Raw genomic sequence first — 16,394 nt, forward strand, 5'->3', positions numbered from 1 at the left:
CGCTAAAGCTGTACTTTTGCTTCTGTTCTATTTTATAATAGGATAGCTATTATCCTCTGTTCAGGCTTCTATCGTGGTGGCATTCCACCGCCAAAGCCTCCTCTATTGCCTCTTCCTTGTGGCATAGGTGGCATTCCTTCTCGTCCTTCTGGGCCACCGCTCGGACGCATTTTGTCACGATTTTCTTTGCCACCAAATAGGTTTACGTTATAAATAACGTGTAACATGGCATAACTGTTGATGGTGTTATAAGAGGTGTCGCTACGCTTTAATGCATCGATTGTTCTGCTCACGCTACTCAAGTTATGCAAGATGTCGTATAATTGAAGGCTCACTGTTAATGATTTTGACTTTAAGAAGCTTTGCGAAACCTGCGCATTCCAAACCAATTCGTTTGTGTTCATCGACTTATCACTAAAGCCTCTACGACTATTTTGTGTAAGTCCTGTGGTGATTTGCATATTCCATGGAGCCATGAAAGTGACGTTGGTTCCATACGAAAACTGCCATGTATTGAGATTACTATTGCCCACTTTCAATGTATTGCTACTGCGAGTATAGTCTACTGTACCATTTAATTCTACCTCAATCCACGAATTTCTATACCCAAACGATGCACGCTCTGAAAGTGTTAGCGCACGAGTAATGTTCTTTAATGCTGATGTTCCTGCGCTAAGAGCTAAATAACTTACATAGTTATTGTAGTTAACATTACTGAAAGAGTTGAAGTTGAAATAGCCCAAAGAGTCGATTGCAGTGTTAAACATAAATGCTCCTGAAGCGTTCCAATTGCCATTTACGTTGATAGGACGTGTGAGCATTCCACCTGTTTGTGTGTCGTATTCTACCTTGTTGCTTATCTCATTGCGTGTAGAAGAGAAGTTGATGTGTGCCATCATCGATCTTTGTTTCTTCTCAATATAGTTGTTATAGAACAAACGCAAGCTGTTTACAAAGGCTGGTTTCAATCCTGAATTACCTTGATAAATATTCAATGGATTGCTATTATCACGAATATCTAACAGCTGTGTGATGGTTGGTTGACTTGTTTTTCCACGATAAGTTAACTTCAATTTGCTCACATCAGAGAACTTATAGTTTAACTCAAAGGTCGGACTAAAGTTCAATACTGTTCTAACTGTATCGGTATTCACATTTAAGTACGATTGAATGAAGTGTGTTTTTTGTGGTTCTAACATCACACCTGCACTCAATTGATATGCTTTTCGAGTTACTTTAAGTCCTAATTCAATATCATGTGTATAGCTTTCGTAACGAGATGTACGGCTCAAAGCATCGTCTTTATAAGTTGAATAATCATTGGGTAAGATCGAAAGATAGCTGTCCCAACGTCTATAAGATGGTTGCAAGCCACTGAAGAAGGTTTCGCCTAAATTACTAAAGTCGTATATTTGGCGGTCGCCTTTATTCACTCCATATCCAAATTTATATCCAAACTGCAAATAAACACGGCGTGCAATGGGCTCGCTGTATATCAGTTTAACGCTATAACTATTGCTTCTCTCTGGCGAAACCATGTATCTATTCACCTGATAGGTTGAATCTTGACCCAAAGAGTTGGCTACTTGATACAAATGCACATTGCTCATGGCAAGTTGATTGGCGTCGGTTTTAGAAGTAGAGAACTTTGTTTCTAAAGTAATACTTCTACCACTGGTGTTCAACTTGCGTGTTCCTTGTAGCTTTAAGCTAAATGCTTGGTTATCAGTATAGGCAATGGTGTTTTCTGATTGAGTATTAACAACGGCTCCATTTGTTGCTATTGCACTTAAAATAGATGCCGATAAGGGGTCTGAACCATAGCTGTAAGGATCGGTATTGAACACTGCGGAACTGCTTTTTTGCAGTTGATCGCTTGTAGTGAGGCTCAATTCGGGACGCATGGTGATAGTGGTCATGCTGTCAGGGTGCCACTCTACACGCATTCTTGCATTCCATTCGTTTCCTCTTTTATATAAATTACTAATACTATTGCTGTATGATGAGGTTGAACCCACAAAGTTTTCAGACGACACAATGCTTGCTATATCGCCATTAGAGTGGTTCCAACGCAATGAACCATCAATCAAAAAGCGGTCTTTTTTCTCATAGTTCACATTGGCACCAACCATCTTTAAGGCATTTAGTCCATTGTTATTGCGTCCAAATCCACCACGACCTCCACCGCCAGGAAAGCCCATATCATTGGTATTATTAGCTGCTCCGAGCATCATTACTCTAAGATCGTCTTTGAAAAGCGCACCCATTAATCGCTCTGCATATCGGTTTTTCGTTCCAATACCAAGGTCTACGTTTCCAAATAAACCCTTATTCATACCTTGTTTAATACCAAAGTCTAACACGGTTTGGTCTTCTCCGTCATCCATTCCCGTAGCCTTTGCCAAGTCACTCTTGGTGTCATAGCTCTTAATCTTATCGACTATCGACACCGGAAGGTTCTTCATGGCAGTCTTTGTGTCGCCTGTCATGAACTCTTTACCGTCTATTAAGATCTTAGTTACTTCTTTTCCGTTGATAGTTATCTTGCCATCGTCTCCTATTGTCGCTCCTGGTAGGCGTTTAACAAGCTCTTCTAAGGTTGCTCCTTCTGGTGTTTTATATGCCGAAGCATTATAAATAAAGGTGTCTTCTTTCAACACTACCTTCGTAGCTCTACGTGTTACGACTGCTCCTTTCAACATAACAGCATCGCTTTTCATCACAATTGAGCCTACATCGATGGTGTCTTTGCCCGAAACATCAATCTTTTGATAATGCGAAAGATAGCCAATGTTAGAAATCTTTATAAGATATTTTCCTTCAGAAGGTGCCGAAAGCTGGAACAATCCCTGCTCATCTGAGATAGAACCGCCCACAAATGTACTGTCACTGCGCAACAATTGCACAGTAGCTTGCATCAATCCTTCTTTGGTATCTGCGTCTTTTAGAACTCCTTTTACTACAATATTTTGTGCAAAAGACGTGACTACACAAAATAACAAAACTAAAAATACACCTATTTTTTTCACCATATGTTATCCTATTTGTATAATAAAGAAAAGACAAATATAAAGAAAAAAGATATGAAAACTTATCAATTCAAATAAGTTTAACTAAACTTTTCTCATTTATTTGATGTAACTTTGCCTATATGAAACAAAAAATTATCTTTACAAACGATATAATTCACGACGTTGAAGCAGTGCTTTCGACTTTTCAATACGATAAAATATTTGTATTGATGGATAGCAATACGCATCGTTTTTGCTGGGATTTATTGGGCAAAAGTACCTTATTGCACAACGCTCAGCACATTATTATAGAGCCCGGAGATAGCAATAAGAACCTCAACACTTTGAGTTTCATTTGGGAAGAGCTATCAACTAAAGGAGCAACTCGCCACTCTTGCCTTATAAACTTAGGCGGAGGAATGGTTACAGACATTGGAGGTATGGCCTCATCTACATTTAAAAGGGGGCTAAAATTTATCAATATCCCCACAACTCTATTGTCAATGGTCGACGCTTCGGTTGGAGGTAAGACCGGAATTAACTTCAATGGTGTTAAAAATGAAATTGGTTTGTTTTCTGAAAGCAATGCGGTTATTTTGCATTCTGCCTTTTTACAGACTCTTCCTTATAACGAATTACTGGGCGGCTTCGCTGAGATGATTAAGCATGCGCTCATTGATAGCGAGACATTATGGGCGGAAACACTTCGTTTTGACATAGAGAATCCCAACTGGGAGGAGCTTCTTTTACTTGTAAAAAAGAATGTTGAGGTAAAGGAAAGGATTGTAATTGAGGACCCAAAGGAGCAAAATATAAGGAAAGCACTTAACTTTGGGCACACATTTGCACATGCTTTTGAGGCATGGAGCATTAGTAATGAGCAAGAACTATCACATGGTTTTGCTGTAGCTTACGGCATTATTTGTGAGTTATACTTATCTGCTCTACTGCAAGAGTTCCCCTTTGACAAGATGAAACAAACGCTTATGTTCATTCATTCGCTATATCCTACCTTCCCATTTGCATGCAATGACTATAATAAAATAATCGATTTGATGCGTCACGACAAGAAGAATAAAGGACAAGACATCAACTTCTCGCTTCTAAAAGATATTGGTTCGTTGGCTCTTAACACTGTTGTTGGAGAAGAAGACATTAAAAATGCGCTCGATTTCCTTAGAGAAACGAACTAGAACAATGCACTATTAAAAGCCTAAAGCACTATAATTGTCGCTTAATCTTTCCGTTTTCAGTTCGTGGAAGAGCATCGGTTACAATGATTTCTTTAGGCTTCCAGTAGTGTGGTAGATGCTCTTTGCAAATCAAGTCCAATTCTTCTGCATTGCCATTCTCCACCAATAGCACCACAATTTCCCAAAACTTGGGGTCTTTCTTTTTAGCTATTGCAAAAGGAGTATGTATATATTGCCTCAAAAGAGCCTCCACTTCTTCAGCTTGTATCTTTATTCCTCCACTAACAATAACATTATCTTTGCGACCAATCACCTTGAAGTCACGCCCATTAGGGGCTATTTCTACAATATCATTGGTATGCAAACAGAGCGAAGATTGCAAGCGTTCATCATTCAACAAATCGCTTGTTTGTAAGTGACGGGGCAAGTCTTGACGAATAATTAAGCACTTATCCTCATCTTGAGAGACGTGAATTCCATCAAAAGGGATATACCACTCACTGGCAGAAGGGCCATTTACACGACGCAAAGCGATATGAGATGCAGTCTCAGTCATACCGTATGTGCTCCAAATAGCATTGGGAAAATCTTTCAATTGCTCTGCTAATTCAGGCTCAATAGCACTCCCTCCTATTATAATATGCTTGATATTTCGAAGCAACTCACGCTCCTTGGGGTTCTGTAAGCTATTAAATACCTGCAAAGGAACCATCGCAACAAAGGTAGGAGCAATGCTTAAAGAGCTTAAAGGATGACCCGTTGCCCCCACATCAGTTAGCTTTAAGCCCCTTTCTAAGGCTCTTATCACCATCATTTTACCGCCAATATGGTCTAAAGACAAGCATAACAAAGCCGAATCGCCTTGCTTTAAATTCAGAAAGTCGCATGTTCTGCGGGCACTTTCCTGCATCATTGCTTTAAAAAGGACAATCTTTTTAGGTTTACCAGTAGAGCCACTGGTGCGCACTTCGATTGTCTTTTCGTCACTATTCCATTGCTCTAAGAATTCTTTAAGAACCATAATTCGTCTTTTTTTATGGCTAATGGCATTTCAATGTTATTGGTATAGAGTTGTCCTGTGCCCAAACCTTGTGGCATTTGCTGGTCTTTTGGATAAATATAGGATGCAAACTGCGCAATAACATTTAAGCCAATATTACTCTCGAGTGCGCTTGTTATCCAGGACTTTATACCCTTTTGCTTCGCAAGTTCAATCCATTCTGTGCTACCTGCAATGCCTCCGTGTAGCGAAGGCTTTAAGATAATATACTGAGGGTTGATCTCTTGTAACAACATCTCTTTGCTTTTGAGATCGTTTACACCTATAAGTTCCTCGTCAAGAGCTATCGAAATGGGCGTATTTCGGCACAGTTGCGCCATTTTTTGCCAGTTTCCAGGTGCTATGGGCTGTTCTATTGAATGAATAGAGAATTGCGATAAGCTGTCAAGTCGTTGTTGAACAACCTCCCAACTAAATGCTCCATTGGCATCAACACGTATCTCTAAGACATCAGAAGCATATCTTTCTCGAATGGCTTTCAATAAAGTTAGCTCTTGTTCGAAGTCTATTGCACCTATTTTAAGCTTTATACATCTGAAACCCTCATCGAGTTTGCGCTCCAATCGCTGCATCATTTCGGTGAAAGATCCCATCCATACCAATCCATTAATGGGTATTCCACATTCTGAACGGGTAAAAGATGTGTTGAATAACACATTTTCTTTGGTTGCTTTTAAGCTGAGAATAGCCGTTTCAAGACCGAAAAATATAGATGGATAAGGGCGCAATCGCTCTGTATCAAGATGTCCTTCACGACAGAAATAATCACATTCTGCCTTCAAGATACTTTCGTAATTATCCGTTAAATCACAGCTTAAATTAGGTAAAGGGGCACATTCTCCAATTCCAAACACCTGCGGATTGCTTGTGTCAAACAGCTTAATGAACCACACTTTGCGTGTTTTATAAATGCCACGAGATGTTCCTGCAGGCTCTTTAAAAATGAGTTCGTATGGAGAAAGACTATAAGAATAGGTCATATTCAACAAGAAAAAAGATAAGAAAGAGAAGTGTTTAAAGGACAATTGCAACGCTTCTCTTTCTCAATAGCTATTTATTTATGGTAATTTGGGATATTTCTTAAAATCGGGTTTGCGCTTTTCTAAGAACGCTTTTCCACCCTCTTGCGCTTCATCTAAGAAGTAATAGAGCATTGTTGCGTCTCCTGCTAACTCTTGAATACCAGCTTGTCCGTCAAGTTCTGCATTGAGACCAGCCTTTATCATGCGCAAAGCAAGGGGGCTATGTTCCATCATTCGCTGTGCCCACTCAACGCATTCGTCTTCCAATCTGTCGCTACTTACGACCTTATTCACCATTCCCATGCGTTCAGCTTCATAGGCATCGTATTGCAAACACATAAACCATATCTCTCTTGCCTTCTTTTGTCCGACTATTCTAGCGAGATATGAGGCCCCAAAGCCAGCGTCAAAAGAACCTACTCGTGGACCAGTTTGACCGAAACGAGCATTTTCTGAGGCGATAGTTAAGTCGCAAACAAGGTGCAAAACGTGTCCACCTCCAATGGCAAAGCCGTTTACCATGGCGATAACAGGCTTGGGAAGAGAACGTATTTGCTTTTGAACATCGAGCACATTAAGGCGTGGGACACCATCGTTTCCAATGTATCCGCCTCGTCCTTTCACGTTCATATCACCTCCAGAGCAAAACGCTTTGTCGCCAGCTCCAGTTAAAATAACAACCGAAATATCGCTTGCTTCACGGCAATAAGCAAACGCCTGACTCATTTCCCATGTGGTTAAAGGAGTGAAAGCATTGCGATATCGTGGGCGATTGATAGTTATTTTAGCTATTCCTTCGAAGCTTTCGAATAATATTTCTTTAAAATCAAACCCTTTAATGGGTATCCATTGTCTATTCATTGTACTTTATTTTTTAGTTAAAAGTTGTGCTATTGCTTGATAATAAGTTTTTAATGCCTTTGTATCATCTTGTTGATTGGTGAACACTTCGAGCAAGATAGGTCTGTCGCCACAATGACTTACAAATTGAGGCAACAACCTCTTTAATTCCTCTTCCTTGTGAACTGCCATATAATCAACATTGTTCTGTTGACAAATACCTTGTGCATTAGCGTTGTGATACGCCTTAACAAAGGTTTCATAGCTTGCAGTTTCGCTGATATTTGGCAACATATTGAAAATTCCTCCACCGCTATTATTCAATAGAAGAATGTGCATATTTCCTTTAAGGTGATTGTTCCACAGAGCGTTTTGATCGTAAAAGAAAGCCAAATCGCCTATTACACAGAAGACGTTTGCAGAACTATCGAGTGACATACCCACTGCAGTAGACAAACAACCCTCTATTCCATTGACACCACGATTGCAATAAATGCGATGCGAAGCGTATATATTGGCCAAGCGAACTGCGCTACTATTGGCATAATGCACAGCGCAATCTACTTGCTGTTGTGCTATTTCTTGCTCTAAAAAAGCCACCGCCTGCATAGAAGAATAAATGGGTTTAAAATCGTTGCGCACCGCCTTCACCTTGCAAGAGAGGTCGTTCCAAAGACTGATATACGCCTTCTTTTCCTTTAATTGCTCATCAGTCACCGTCAAATGACTATCTGTTTGCAAAGCAGAGCAAGCGGAATAAAGAGCCTTTAAGCCCTCTATTGCACTACATTCGACAAGCAATGAAAGATGAGAAAAGGTGTCTTCGATATTCTTTTGAGTAGAAAAACGCACCTGATTGCCTTCTTTTTGTTTGCGAAGAAAATGCTTTAATCGTTTAGAAACAACCGACTCGCCTGCGTATAACACCAAGTCGGGTAACAAACGCTCATCGTTGAAGTGGGCAGAAAGAATGTCATCAAAATTCGACAGCGCATCAATTCCGCTCAAAGGCTCTGTTAAAAGCACCGCAACACTATTGAGAAAATTGATGTGCTCTTTATTTAATAAGGTGTAATTGCCTTGCCCTAACACCACAATAGGTCGCTTAGCTTGCAACAACAACGTTGCAACTTGTTTCATTCCGCTTTGGTTTGGGACAACAGAAAAATAGCTTGTTATTTTGCGTTGAGGTGCAAGTTCGGCTTGATTGAATTGGAATAAGGGTTCAGAAATGGGCACATTGATGTGCACGGGACATGCTTCAGGCGCATTAAAGCGGTTCAAAACCTCGTTAACAAGGCGATTACACTGCCATTCTTGCTCGCTATTTAAAGGCTCGGGCAATGATACCGAAGTCGAAACATAAGGTTTTAGAGCATTGGGTTGATGCAATGTTTGACCATCTAACTGGTCTATCCACGCCTCTGGTCTATCTGCTGAGATCACAACAAAAGGCACTCTTTGATAAAAAGCCTCTGCCACTGCAGGCAAAAGGTTAAGCAATGCCGAGCCTGATGTTACACAAACAGCCACTTTGCGCGTTGCTGTTTGAGCCAAACCCAAGGCATAAAAGCCTGCAGAACGCTCGTCGGTTACAGAAAAACACTGAAAGTTGGGACTTTCATTGAAATTATTTAATAATGGAGTATTGCGTGATCCAGGACACATCACCACTGTATTGATGCCGTGTTGAATCATTAAATCTGTAAGAATATTTACGTTACATTTGTTTGAGTACATACTGTTTATATTAAATAATATCTGCTTTTAGTGATCATCTCTTATTGTTCAACAAACAAATCTTTCATTGTTCGAAGCTTGTTTTCTGTTTCTTGCCACTCGTTTTCTTCCTTACTGGCTGCCAATAAGCCACCGCCTGCATAAAAGGTGATGTGCTCTTGGGCTATATTTAAGCAACGCAAAGTTACAAAAAGATGTGTTTTAAAATTATTTACGTTCATCATTCCCACAAAACCACTATAATATTTGCGGTGATACCCCTCATTCTTTAAAATAAACTCTTTGGCCTCTTGCTGTGGCAAACCACACACTGCGGGGGTGGGATGCAAGCTATTTAAAAGCTTTCCTAACTGTGTTTTGTTGGTAAGATGAAAGGATATGTCGGTTCGAAGATGTGCTAATTCGGCAGAAAATACCGTGTGTGGCTTTGAAATGCTTATCTTGGCATCTACCTTCTTCAAACAATCTACGATGTAATCGGTCACTATTTGTTGTTCTTTTTGCTCTTTCTCTTGCCAAACAACTGCCAAATCGTGGGGCGACTCGCCTGTTTTGAGAGAGCTAAACCATTCTTTTTCTATTTTCTGAGTTCCCGCAAGAGCCATTGTTTGCCACCCTTCTTCGGTCTGTTCTATCAGAGTTTCGGGCGTAGCCATTAGCCAAAGACCTGTTTTAGGGGTGTTGATTAGCGCAACAAACAAATGGGGATAGCGTGCGCAAGCGTGCAAAAAGAGTTGCTTTGCCTGCTCTTCGGTGATATGAAGTGGGTATTCTTCGGTGCGAGAAAGCACCAACTTACTGAATTGTTGCTTTAACAATGCAGTGTGAAACTTACGAAATACCTCTGCATAGGCTTTGCGTTGATGTTCGTTTTGGGGTTGATGAAGATACAATTCGCAGCTTTCTAAAGTGGGAAAGCTATGTGTTGAGCACTCATCGGGGTGTAAAACAACGATAGGACAATTGGTTGTGGGCGAAAAAGGGGCTATAACAAAGCCTTCCTCGCTTGCCAATTGCTCGAAAGAATACAGTTCTTTAATGCTTCCTTTGTGCTGTTCTACACAATGAAAGCAATTGCTATCGGGTGTTTTAAACCAAGTGTAACCTATCATTTATTGCCTCGAACAATAACATAATTGGTGACATTCACCACTGATATAAGCTCGTCTGCGCTGTTGCAAATATCTACTCGCCACACATGCAACAAGCGTCCTTTATTAATTAGGTGTGCAGTTGCGGTTACGGTGTCGCCTTCTACCACTGCTTTTACGTGGTTTCCGCTAACATTAATGCCCACGCTTATATCGTCAGGACATAGAGCTAACGAGCCAACTCCTGCCAAATTCTCTGCAAGAGCAAGGGTTGCACCACCACTTAAGAAACCAAATGGCTGACGATTGCGTTCGTCTACTCGCATAGTGGCTTTGCAAGTGTTAGGATCATCGGTTGAAAAAAACTCCATTCCTAATGTTAACGACAAGCCTTTATCTTTCTCTAAAAGTCCTTTTACACCATCAATATTCATGTTGTTTACTTCTTATTTTAATATCATTATCAAGCACAAGGCAACGAATGTTACAAAAAATTGGAACCAAGAGTTTCTATTTTTCGAATTAAACAGAGCTCTTTCGTTGCCCTTGCTCTATTGCAAAGGTAAGAAAAAAGGCTATAAAAACAAAGTTTTAGGAATGGTCTTTTACCCCTATTGTGGCACTATTACGAAAAAGAAGATTTATTTTTTCACTGCATCTCCTATTTTTCTTCTATACATTATATAAATAGGTGAATTGCAACGACTTTGCAAATGGCTGGTAAAAGCTATGTTTTTAAAGCACAATAGCAATGCTTTTACATCTCAAAAGCATTGCTATTACACGCAAAAAGCTATCGTATTAGAACGATAATACAAAAGGATTGAAAATGAAGTACAATGAAAGTGGCAACCTATACCACTTTTTGTATTGTTTTTTTGAGTGCTAACATGTCTTCAGGAACAGACATTTTCACTTCGTTTTCCACTAATTCTTTTATTGAAGTGCGCATAAAATTGGGCGAAGTAATCATCACTACATCACGTGTGGGCACTGGTATTGCGAATGGACGAACAAGCTTTTTCTGCGATTCGCTTAGCTGATAAAGAGCCAATTCGGGGATAAATGTAACGCCTTTTCCGCTTTCTACCATTCTCATAAAGGTCTCAATGCTACCCAAGCTATAAGCTTTTTTGCTTGCAGTAGCCGACTTTAGGTGACAAAACTTCACTAATTGATCTCTAAAACAATGACCTTCGTCTAACAACCACAAGTATTCATCTGCCAAATCGCTGGTCTTTATCGACGAATGTTGGTGCAATTCATCATTCTCTGCAATGTAAGTAAAGAACTGTTCGTAGAACAAATGGTCGCAATTGAACTCTTCCATATCTTCTAAAAGGGCAAGAATTCCAGCATCAAGATCGCCTCTTTTCAAGGCTGTTTTAATCTCTTCGGTTTTCATTTCGCTGATTCTTACGTCCATATTAGGATACTTACTCATCAATTGAGGAAAGAAACGAGGAATGAGATAAGGTGCAATTGTGGGGATAATGCCTATCTTAAAGGTTCCAGTTAGTGAGTGTTTCTCTTCTTCAACCGCCTCTTTTAGCCTCTTAGCACGGCGCAACACGTTCCAAGCATTATCGATAACAAGCTTTCCAATCTCTGTAGTTGTGATCGGTTGTTTCTTTCTATCGAATATTTTTACGCCCAATTCATCTTCTAACTTCTGAATCATTGAACTAAGAGTAGGTTGGGTTACATTGCAATATTCGGCAGCTTTTGCAAAATGTTTGTGTCGATAAACGGCAATAATATATTCAAGTTGTTGTAAGGTCATTATCTTTTAGTTTTATCGTTTGTGCAAAGATACACATTAATTTATATCTAAACAACGTGTTATATATCTTTTTTTACATGCAATTGCTTTCCTTTTGCTTCCGTAAAACATTGATAAACAAAGGGATTAAGCCACATATATAGATTTTATCTATTTACATATAGATTTTATCTGTTTTATAGTTTTATAGTTATATCTAACTTTGCATCGTCTAAAAGAAATGACAACGTAAAATAAAAAGTATAATATGTTATTAACAAAAATAGTATTTATGATGACAATAGCAATGCCACAGTTACCTTATTCACCAAATGCTTTAGAGCCAGTGATAAGTGAACAGACAATAAACTATCATTACGGTAAACACCTTCAAGCGTATGTTAACACCTTAGGAACATTAGTTCAGGGTACAGAATTTGAAGGAAAGAGTGTTGATGAGATTGTTATGACAGCGCCAGATGGTCCTATCTTTAACAATGCAGGACAAACATTGAACCACGCTTTGTATTTTGGTCAATTCAAATCACCTGTAAAAGATAACGTACCTACAGGCAAGCTTGCAGATGAAATCAATGCTACTTTTGGTAGTTTCGATGAATTTAAGAAGCAATTTTCACAAGCAGGAGCTACTCTTTTCGGTTCTGGTTGGGTTTGGTTAGCACAAGATAAAGACGGAAAACTAATCATTACAAAAGAGGCTAACGCTGGAAATCCACTTCGTCACGGTCAAAATCCACTTATGGGTATTGATGTTTGGGAACACGCTTACTATCTAGATTATCAAAATAGACGTGTTGATCACCTTGCAGCAGTATGGGATATCATCAACTGGGACGTTGTAGCTTCAAGACTTAAATAAAGAGAATTCTTTACGTAACAAATAATATAAAGATAAGGTGAGCGGTGTTTTATCGTCGAAAAAGATAATAAATAGCTCTCACCTACCCCATTAAAACAGATTCATCTCTATTGAAGAGAAAAGTAATAGTAAAACAGAAATTATAACATAACAACGTAAATACAATAAGAAATTATGAAGACAATTATCAATACTCAAGTTCCTGAGTTTAAAGTTCAAGCCTTCCAAAATGGCGAATTCAGAACAGTTACAAACGAAGATATCAAAGGTAAATGGGCAATCTTCTTCTTTTACCCAGCTGACTTCACTTTTGTTTGCCCTACAGAGCTTGTAGACTTGGCAGAAAAGTACGAAGAATTGAAGAAAATGGGTGTTGAAGTTTTCTCAGTAAGTACTGACACTCACTTCGTACATAAGGCTTGGCACGATGCTTCTGACAGCATTAAAAAGATTCAATATACAATGCTTGCAGACCCATTAGCAACTCTTTCTGAAGCTTTTGGTGTATATATTGAAGAAGAAGGTATGGCTTATCGTGGTACATTCCTTGTTGATCCAGAAGGCAAAATCAAATTAGCTGAGATTCAAGACAACAGTATTGGTCGCAATGCAGAAGAGCTTGTACGTAAGGTTGAGGCTGCTCAATTCGTAGCAAATCACCCTGGTGAGGTTTGTCCTGCAAAGTGGAAGAAAGGTCAAGAGACATTAACTCCAAGCATAGACCTTGTTGGTAAGATCTAAGTTTATTATTTATTAATGAGCGTTCCCTTTTCTTTTGCATCCTGAGGCGTAAGAAATGGGAACTCTTTTTTTATTGAACATTTACGTAACACATATACCTAACTAAAATAAAAGATTATGCTAGACAAACAAATAATAGAACAAGTAAGAGGCATTTTCAGTGCTCTTGAAGGCCAATATACCTTATTATTAACTTTCAACAAAGCATTTGAAGAACTCGATAACATGCGTTCTTTCTTGTCAGACTTCGCTTCTTCATCTGAAAAGATAAGCGTAGAAGAGCAAGAAACCACAGAAAATACACTTTATTTCGATATCGTTAAGAATGGAACTCCAACAGGAATCCGTTTCAGAGGCATTCCTAATGGACACGAGTTTACATCTCTTCTTCTTGCAATTCTTAACTCAGACGGTAAGGGAAAGAATCTTCCTGATGCCAATATATGCAAACGTGTGGCTGCACTTAATGGCGAAATACATATTCAAACCTATGTATCTCTAACCTGTACCAATTGTCCTGACGTGGTACAAGCATTCAATATCATGGCTTTGAACAATCCTTCTATCACCCATGAGATGATTGATGGAGCTCTATTTCAAGCAGAAGTGGAAGCAAAACACATTCAAGGTGTACCCGCAGTGTTCATTGATGGCGAGCTAGTTCATTCTGGTAAGGGTGAATTTGGAGAGCTTTTACAGAAATTAGAAGATAAGTTTGGATCTTCAACTCTAAGCAATGAGCCTCAAGAAGAGCAGAACTATGATGTAATTGTATTGGGTGGAGGTCCTGCAGGCTCATCTGCTGCCATCTATTCAGCACGCAAAGGACTTAAAGTAGCTATCATTGCAGAAAGCATTGGTGGACAAGTTAAGGAAACAGTAGGCATCGAAAACCTTATATCTGTGCCTCAAACAACTGGTGCAAAGCTTGCTGCTGACTTAAAAGAGCACGTTCGCACTTATCCAATTGATGTGTTTGAAAACCGCAAAATAGAAACTGTTTCTTTAAAAGAAGCACAAAAACGCATTGTAGTTAGAGGTGGAGAAACTTTCGTTGCGCCTGCAGTTATCATTGCAACTGGTGCAAGTTGGCGTAAACTTAATGTGGAAGGCGAAAGCGATTACTTAGGTAAAGGTGTGCATTTCTGCCCTCATTGCGATGGACCTTTCTACAAAAACAAGGCAGTTGCAGTGATTGGAGGAGGTAACTCGGGTATAGAAGCAGCAATAGACCTTGCTAATATCTGCTCAAACGTTACTGTTTTGGAATTTGCTGACACACTAAGAGCCGACGAAGTGCTACAAAACAAGGCTGCAAGTATGCCAAACATACAAATCTTTAAGTCATCTCAAACAACTCAAGTAATAGGAAATGGCACTAAGGTTACAGCCTTAAAGGTGAAAGATAGAGTTACAAATGAAGAACGAGAGATTGCTCTTGACGGTGTATTTGTACAAATAGGACTATCGGCTAACAGTGCTCCTTTCGCAGAAGAGCTAACACTTACTAATGCAAGAGAAATCATTATCGATGCTCATTGCCGTACTTCTATCCCTGGAGTGTATGCAGCTGGCGACGTATCGAGCGTGCCTTACAAACAAATTGTCATTGCTATGGGAGAAGGAGCAAAAGCTTCTTTATCTGCATTCGAAGACAAAATGCGTGGCGTTATCGGTTAATTCTGAAAGTACTTTATATAAAGGTGTTTCACGATAGTTATTTATTTTGTCTATAACACTATAGATAGAACCATTTGTAGGCAGTTTATCTTTATTGTAACTTTGCATCATCAATAAAACAATAAGATAAAAATCACAAATAAAAGAAAGGATAATAATTATGAACACACTTAAGTATTTAGGACTAAACAGCGAGAAAGTTGCACCAGTAGTTAAAGCTTTATCACAGCTATTAGCAGACTATCAAGTGTTTTATGCAAACCTTAGAGGTTTCCATTGGAATGTAAGAGGAAAAGGATTCTTTATGCTTCACGAGCATTATGAGCACCTTTACAACGACACAGCCAATAAAGTTGATGAGGTTGCAGAGCGTATTCTTCAATTAGGAGAACGTCCAGAGAACCGCTATAGCGAATATCTTAAGGTGTCAAAGCTACAAGAAGACGGCTTTGAACGTGAGGGAAGACACGCTTTAGAGAGAGTTCTTGATACACTAAAGCTTTTGATTGAAGAAGAAAGAGCAATCATTGCACTTGCTAATGAGGCTAATGATGATGTAACAGTATCGCTTATGAGCGACTATCTTAAAGGTCAAGAAAAGCTTATTTGGATGCTTCTTTCTTTCTTAGAAAAGAAGAAAAAATAAACGATATTAAGTAGATTAGAATACAAAAAATAGCGAACAGATTTATTATTAAAGAGGGTTACACACTCATCAAGAGTGGTGTTGCCCTCATTTTGCATTGAAATTAGGTTGTAAAAGCATTGAGTTTAGACTCTAAAAGCATTGAGTTTGCACTGCAAAAGCATTGCAATTACACCATAATATATATACAAACAATTAAAAAGCATATTACAATGAAAAAGTTATTAAAATTGATTTTCCCAACAAATAACGAAAGTTGCACAACATCTTTCGTGCTTCTTGCAGCACGAGTTATATTTGCTTTGCTCCTAGCTCATCACGGATTACAGAAGTATATGGCGTTCGATCAAATGTCAAGTGCCTTCCCCGACCCATTAGGAGTAGGCTCACAAACATCGTTAATCCTTGCTATTTTCGCAGAGTTGGTATGTTCTGTTGCTCTTATTCTTGGCGTATTAAGTCGCTTAGTGCTTATTCCTATGATCTTTACGATGGCTGTTGCATTCTTTATTGCAAACGGAGGATCAATCGAACAAGGTGAGTTAGCATTTGCATACCTCATCGTTTTCACTCTACTTCTTATCGCAGGACCAGGAAAATTCTCTGTAGATGGCTATTTAGTGAGCCTTTGTCCTGCTATGAATAAAGAAAAATGCAATTGTAAAGGATAATTAATTATTTTTTTTATCATCATATACAATAAAACAATAAAATAAGAGTTGTATTGA

At 39.0% G+C, this 16,394-nt stretch carries 14 protein-coding genes; 6 read left to right on the forward strand and 8 right to left on the reverse strand.

Going from position 1 to position 16,394, the window contains the following annotated elements; translation table 11 throughout:
- Positions 1-68: 68 nt before the first annotated feature.
- On the reverse strand, positions 69-3,032 hold the full coding sequence (locus tag A3GM_RS0107220) for a TonB-dependent receptor (RefSeq protein ID WP_018362719.1): 2,964 nt from the start codon (positions 3,030-3,032) through the stop codon (positions 69-71).
- A gap of 119 nt (positions 3,033-3,151) precedes the next feature.
- Here A3GM_RS0107220 and aroB point away from each other — a divergent pair, with 119 nt between their 5' ends.
- On the forward strand, positions 3,152-4,204 hold the full coding sequence (gene aroB / locus A3GM_RS0107225) for a 3-dehydroquinate synthase (protein WP_018362720.1): 1,053 nt from the start codon (positions 3,152-3,154) through the stop codon (positions 4,202-4,204).
- A 28-nt stretch (positions 4,205-4,232) separates the two neighbouring features.
- Here aroB and A3GM_RS0107230 read toward each other — a convergent pair whose 3' ends face one another.
- The 7 genes from A3GM_RS0107230 to A3GM_RS0107265 form a co-directional block, all read right to left on the reverse strand.
- A complete protein-coding gene (locus tag A3GM_RS0107230; RefSeq protein WP_018362721.1) occupies positions 4,233-5,225 on the reverse strand; it encodes an AMP-binding protein in 993 nt (330 codons plus the stop codon).
- Positions 5,204-6,244: an o-succinylbenzoate synthase gene (locus A3GM_RS0107235; protein WP_018362722.1), complete on the reverse strand. Its 1,041-nt coding sequence runs from the start codon at positions 6,242-6,244 to the stop codon at positions 5,204-5,206. Before A3GM_RS0107235 ends, A3GM_RS0107230 begins: the two co-directional genes overlap by 22 nt.
- A 78-nt stretch (positions 6,245-6,322) precedes the next feature.
- A complete protein-coding gene (gene menB, locus A3GM_RS0107240) occupies positions 6,323-7,147 on the reverse strand; it encodes a 1,4-dihydroxy-2-naphthoyl-CoA synthase (RefSeq protein ID WP_018362723.1) in 825 nt (274 codons plus the stop codon).
- Positions 7,148-7,153: 6 nt separating this feature from the next.
- Positions 7,154-8,866: a 2-succinyl-5-enolpyruvyl-6-hydroxy-3-cyclohexene-1-carboxylic-acid synthase gene (gene menD, locus A3GM_RS0107245; protein WP_018362724.1), complete on the reverse strand. Its 1,713-nt coding sequence runs from the start codon at positions 8,864-8,866 to the stop codon at positions 7,154-7,156.
- Positions 8,867-8,907: 41 nt separating this feature from the next.
- Entirely contained in the window at positions 8,908-9,978 is a 1,071-nt protein-coding gene (locus tag A3GM_RS0107250; RefSeq protein WP_018362725.1) for an isochorismate synthase, read from the reverse strand.
- Positions 9,975-10,391 carry a PaaI family thioesterase gene (locus A3GM_RS0107255; RefSeq protein WP_018362726.1) on the reverse strand — a complete coding sequence of 139 codons (417 nt, stop codon included), beginning with the start codon at positions 10,389-10,391 and terminating at the stop codon, positions 9,975-9,977. Before A3GM_RS0107255 ends, A3GM_RS0107250 begins: the two co-directional genes overlap by 4 nt.
- A 419-nt stretch (positions 10,392-10,810) precedes the next feature.
- Positions 10,811-11,740 (reverse strand): hydrogen peroxide-inducible genes activator, encoded by a 930-nt coding sequence (locus A3GM_RS0107265; RefSeq protein ID WP_018362728.1) that lies wholly within the window; start codon positions 11,738-11,740, stop codon positions 10,811-10,813.
- A 247-nt stretch (positions 11,741-11,987) separates the two neighbouring features.
- On the opposite strand from A3GM_RS0107265, the gene A3GM_RS0107270 reads away from it, so the two are divergent.
- The 5 genes from A3GM_RS0107270 (at position 11,988) to A3GM_RS0107290 (ending at position 16,337) form a co-directional block, all read left to right on the forward strand.
- Entirely contained in the window at positions 11,988-12,599 is a 612-nt protein-coding gene (locus A3GM_RS0107270) for a superoxide dismutase (RefSeq protein WP_018362729.1), read from the forward strand.
- A 174-nt stretch (positions 12,600-12,773) separates the two neighbouring features.
- Complete coding sequence (ahpC, locus tag A3GM_RS0107275; protein WP_018362730.1) at positions 12,774-13,340, forward strand: alkyl hydroperoxide reductase subunit C; 567 nt, start codon at positions 12,774-12,776, stop codon at positions 13,338-13,340.
- A 117-nt stretch (positions 13,341-13,457) separates the two neighbouring features.
- On the forward strand, positions 13,458-15,020 hold the full coding sequence (ahpF, locus tag A3GM_RS0107280; protein ID WP_018362731.1) for an alkyl hydroperoxide reductase subunit F: 1,563 nt from the start codon (positions 13,458-13,460) through the stop codon (positions 15,018-15,020).
- 160 nt (positions 15,021-15,180) lie between these two features.
- Positions 15,181-15,666, forward strand: a complete 486-nt coding sequence (locus tag A3GM_RS0107285; RefSeq protein ID WP_018362732.1) for a Dps family protein — start codon at positions 15,181-15,183, stop codon at positions 15,664-15,666.
- A 212-nt stretch (positions 15,667-15,878) separates the two neighbouring features.
- Entirely contained in the window at positions 15,879-16,337 is a 459-nt protein-coding gene (locus tag A3GM_RS0107290) for a DoxX family protein (protein ID WP_018362733.1), read from the forward strand.
- Positions 16,338-16,394 lie beyond the last annotated feature (57 nt).

It is taken from the genome of Hoylesella nanceiensis DSM 19126 = JCM 15639, assembly GCF_000379965.1.
Taxonomy (GTDB): Bacteria; Bacteroidota; Bacteroidia; order Bacteroidales; family Bacteroidaceae; genus Prevotella; species Prevotella nanceiensis.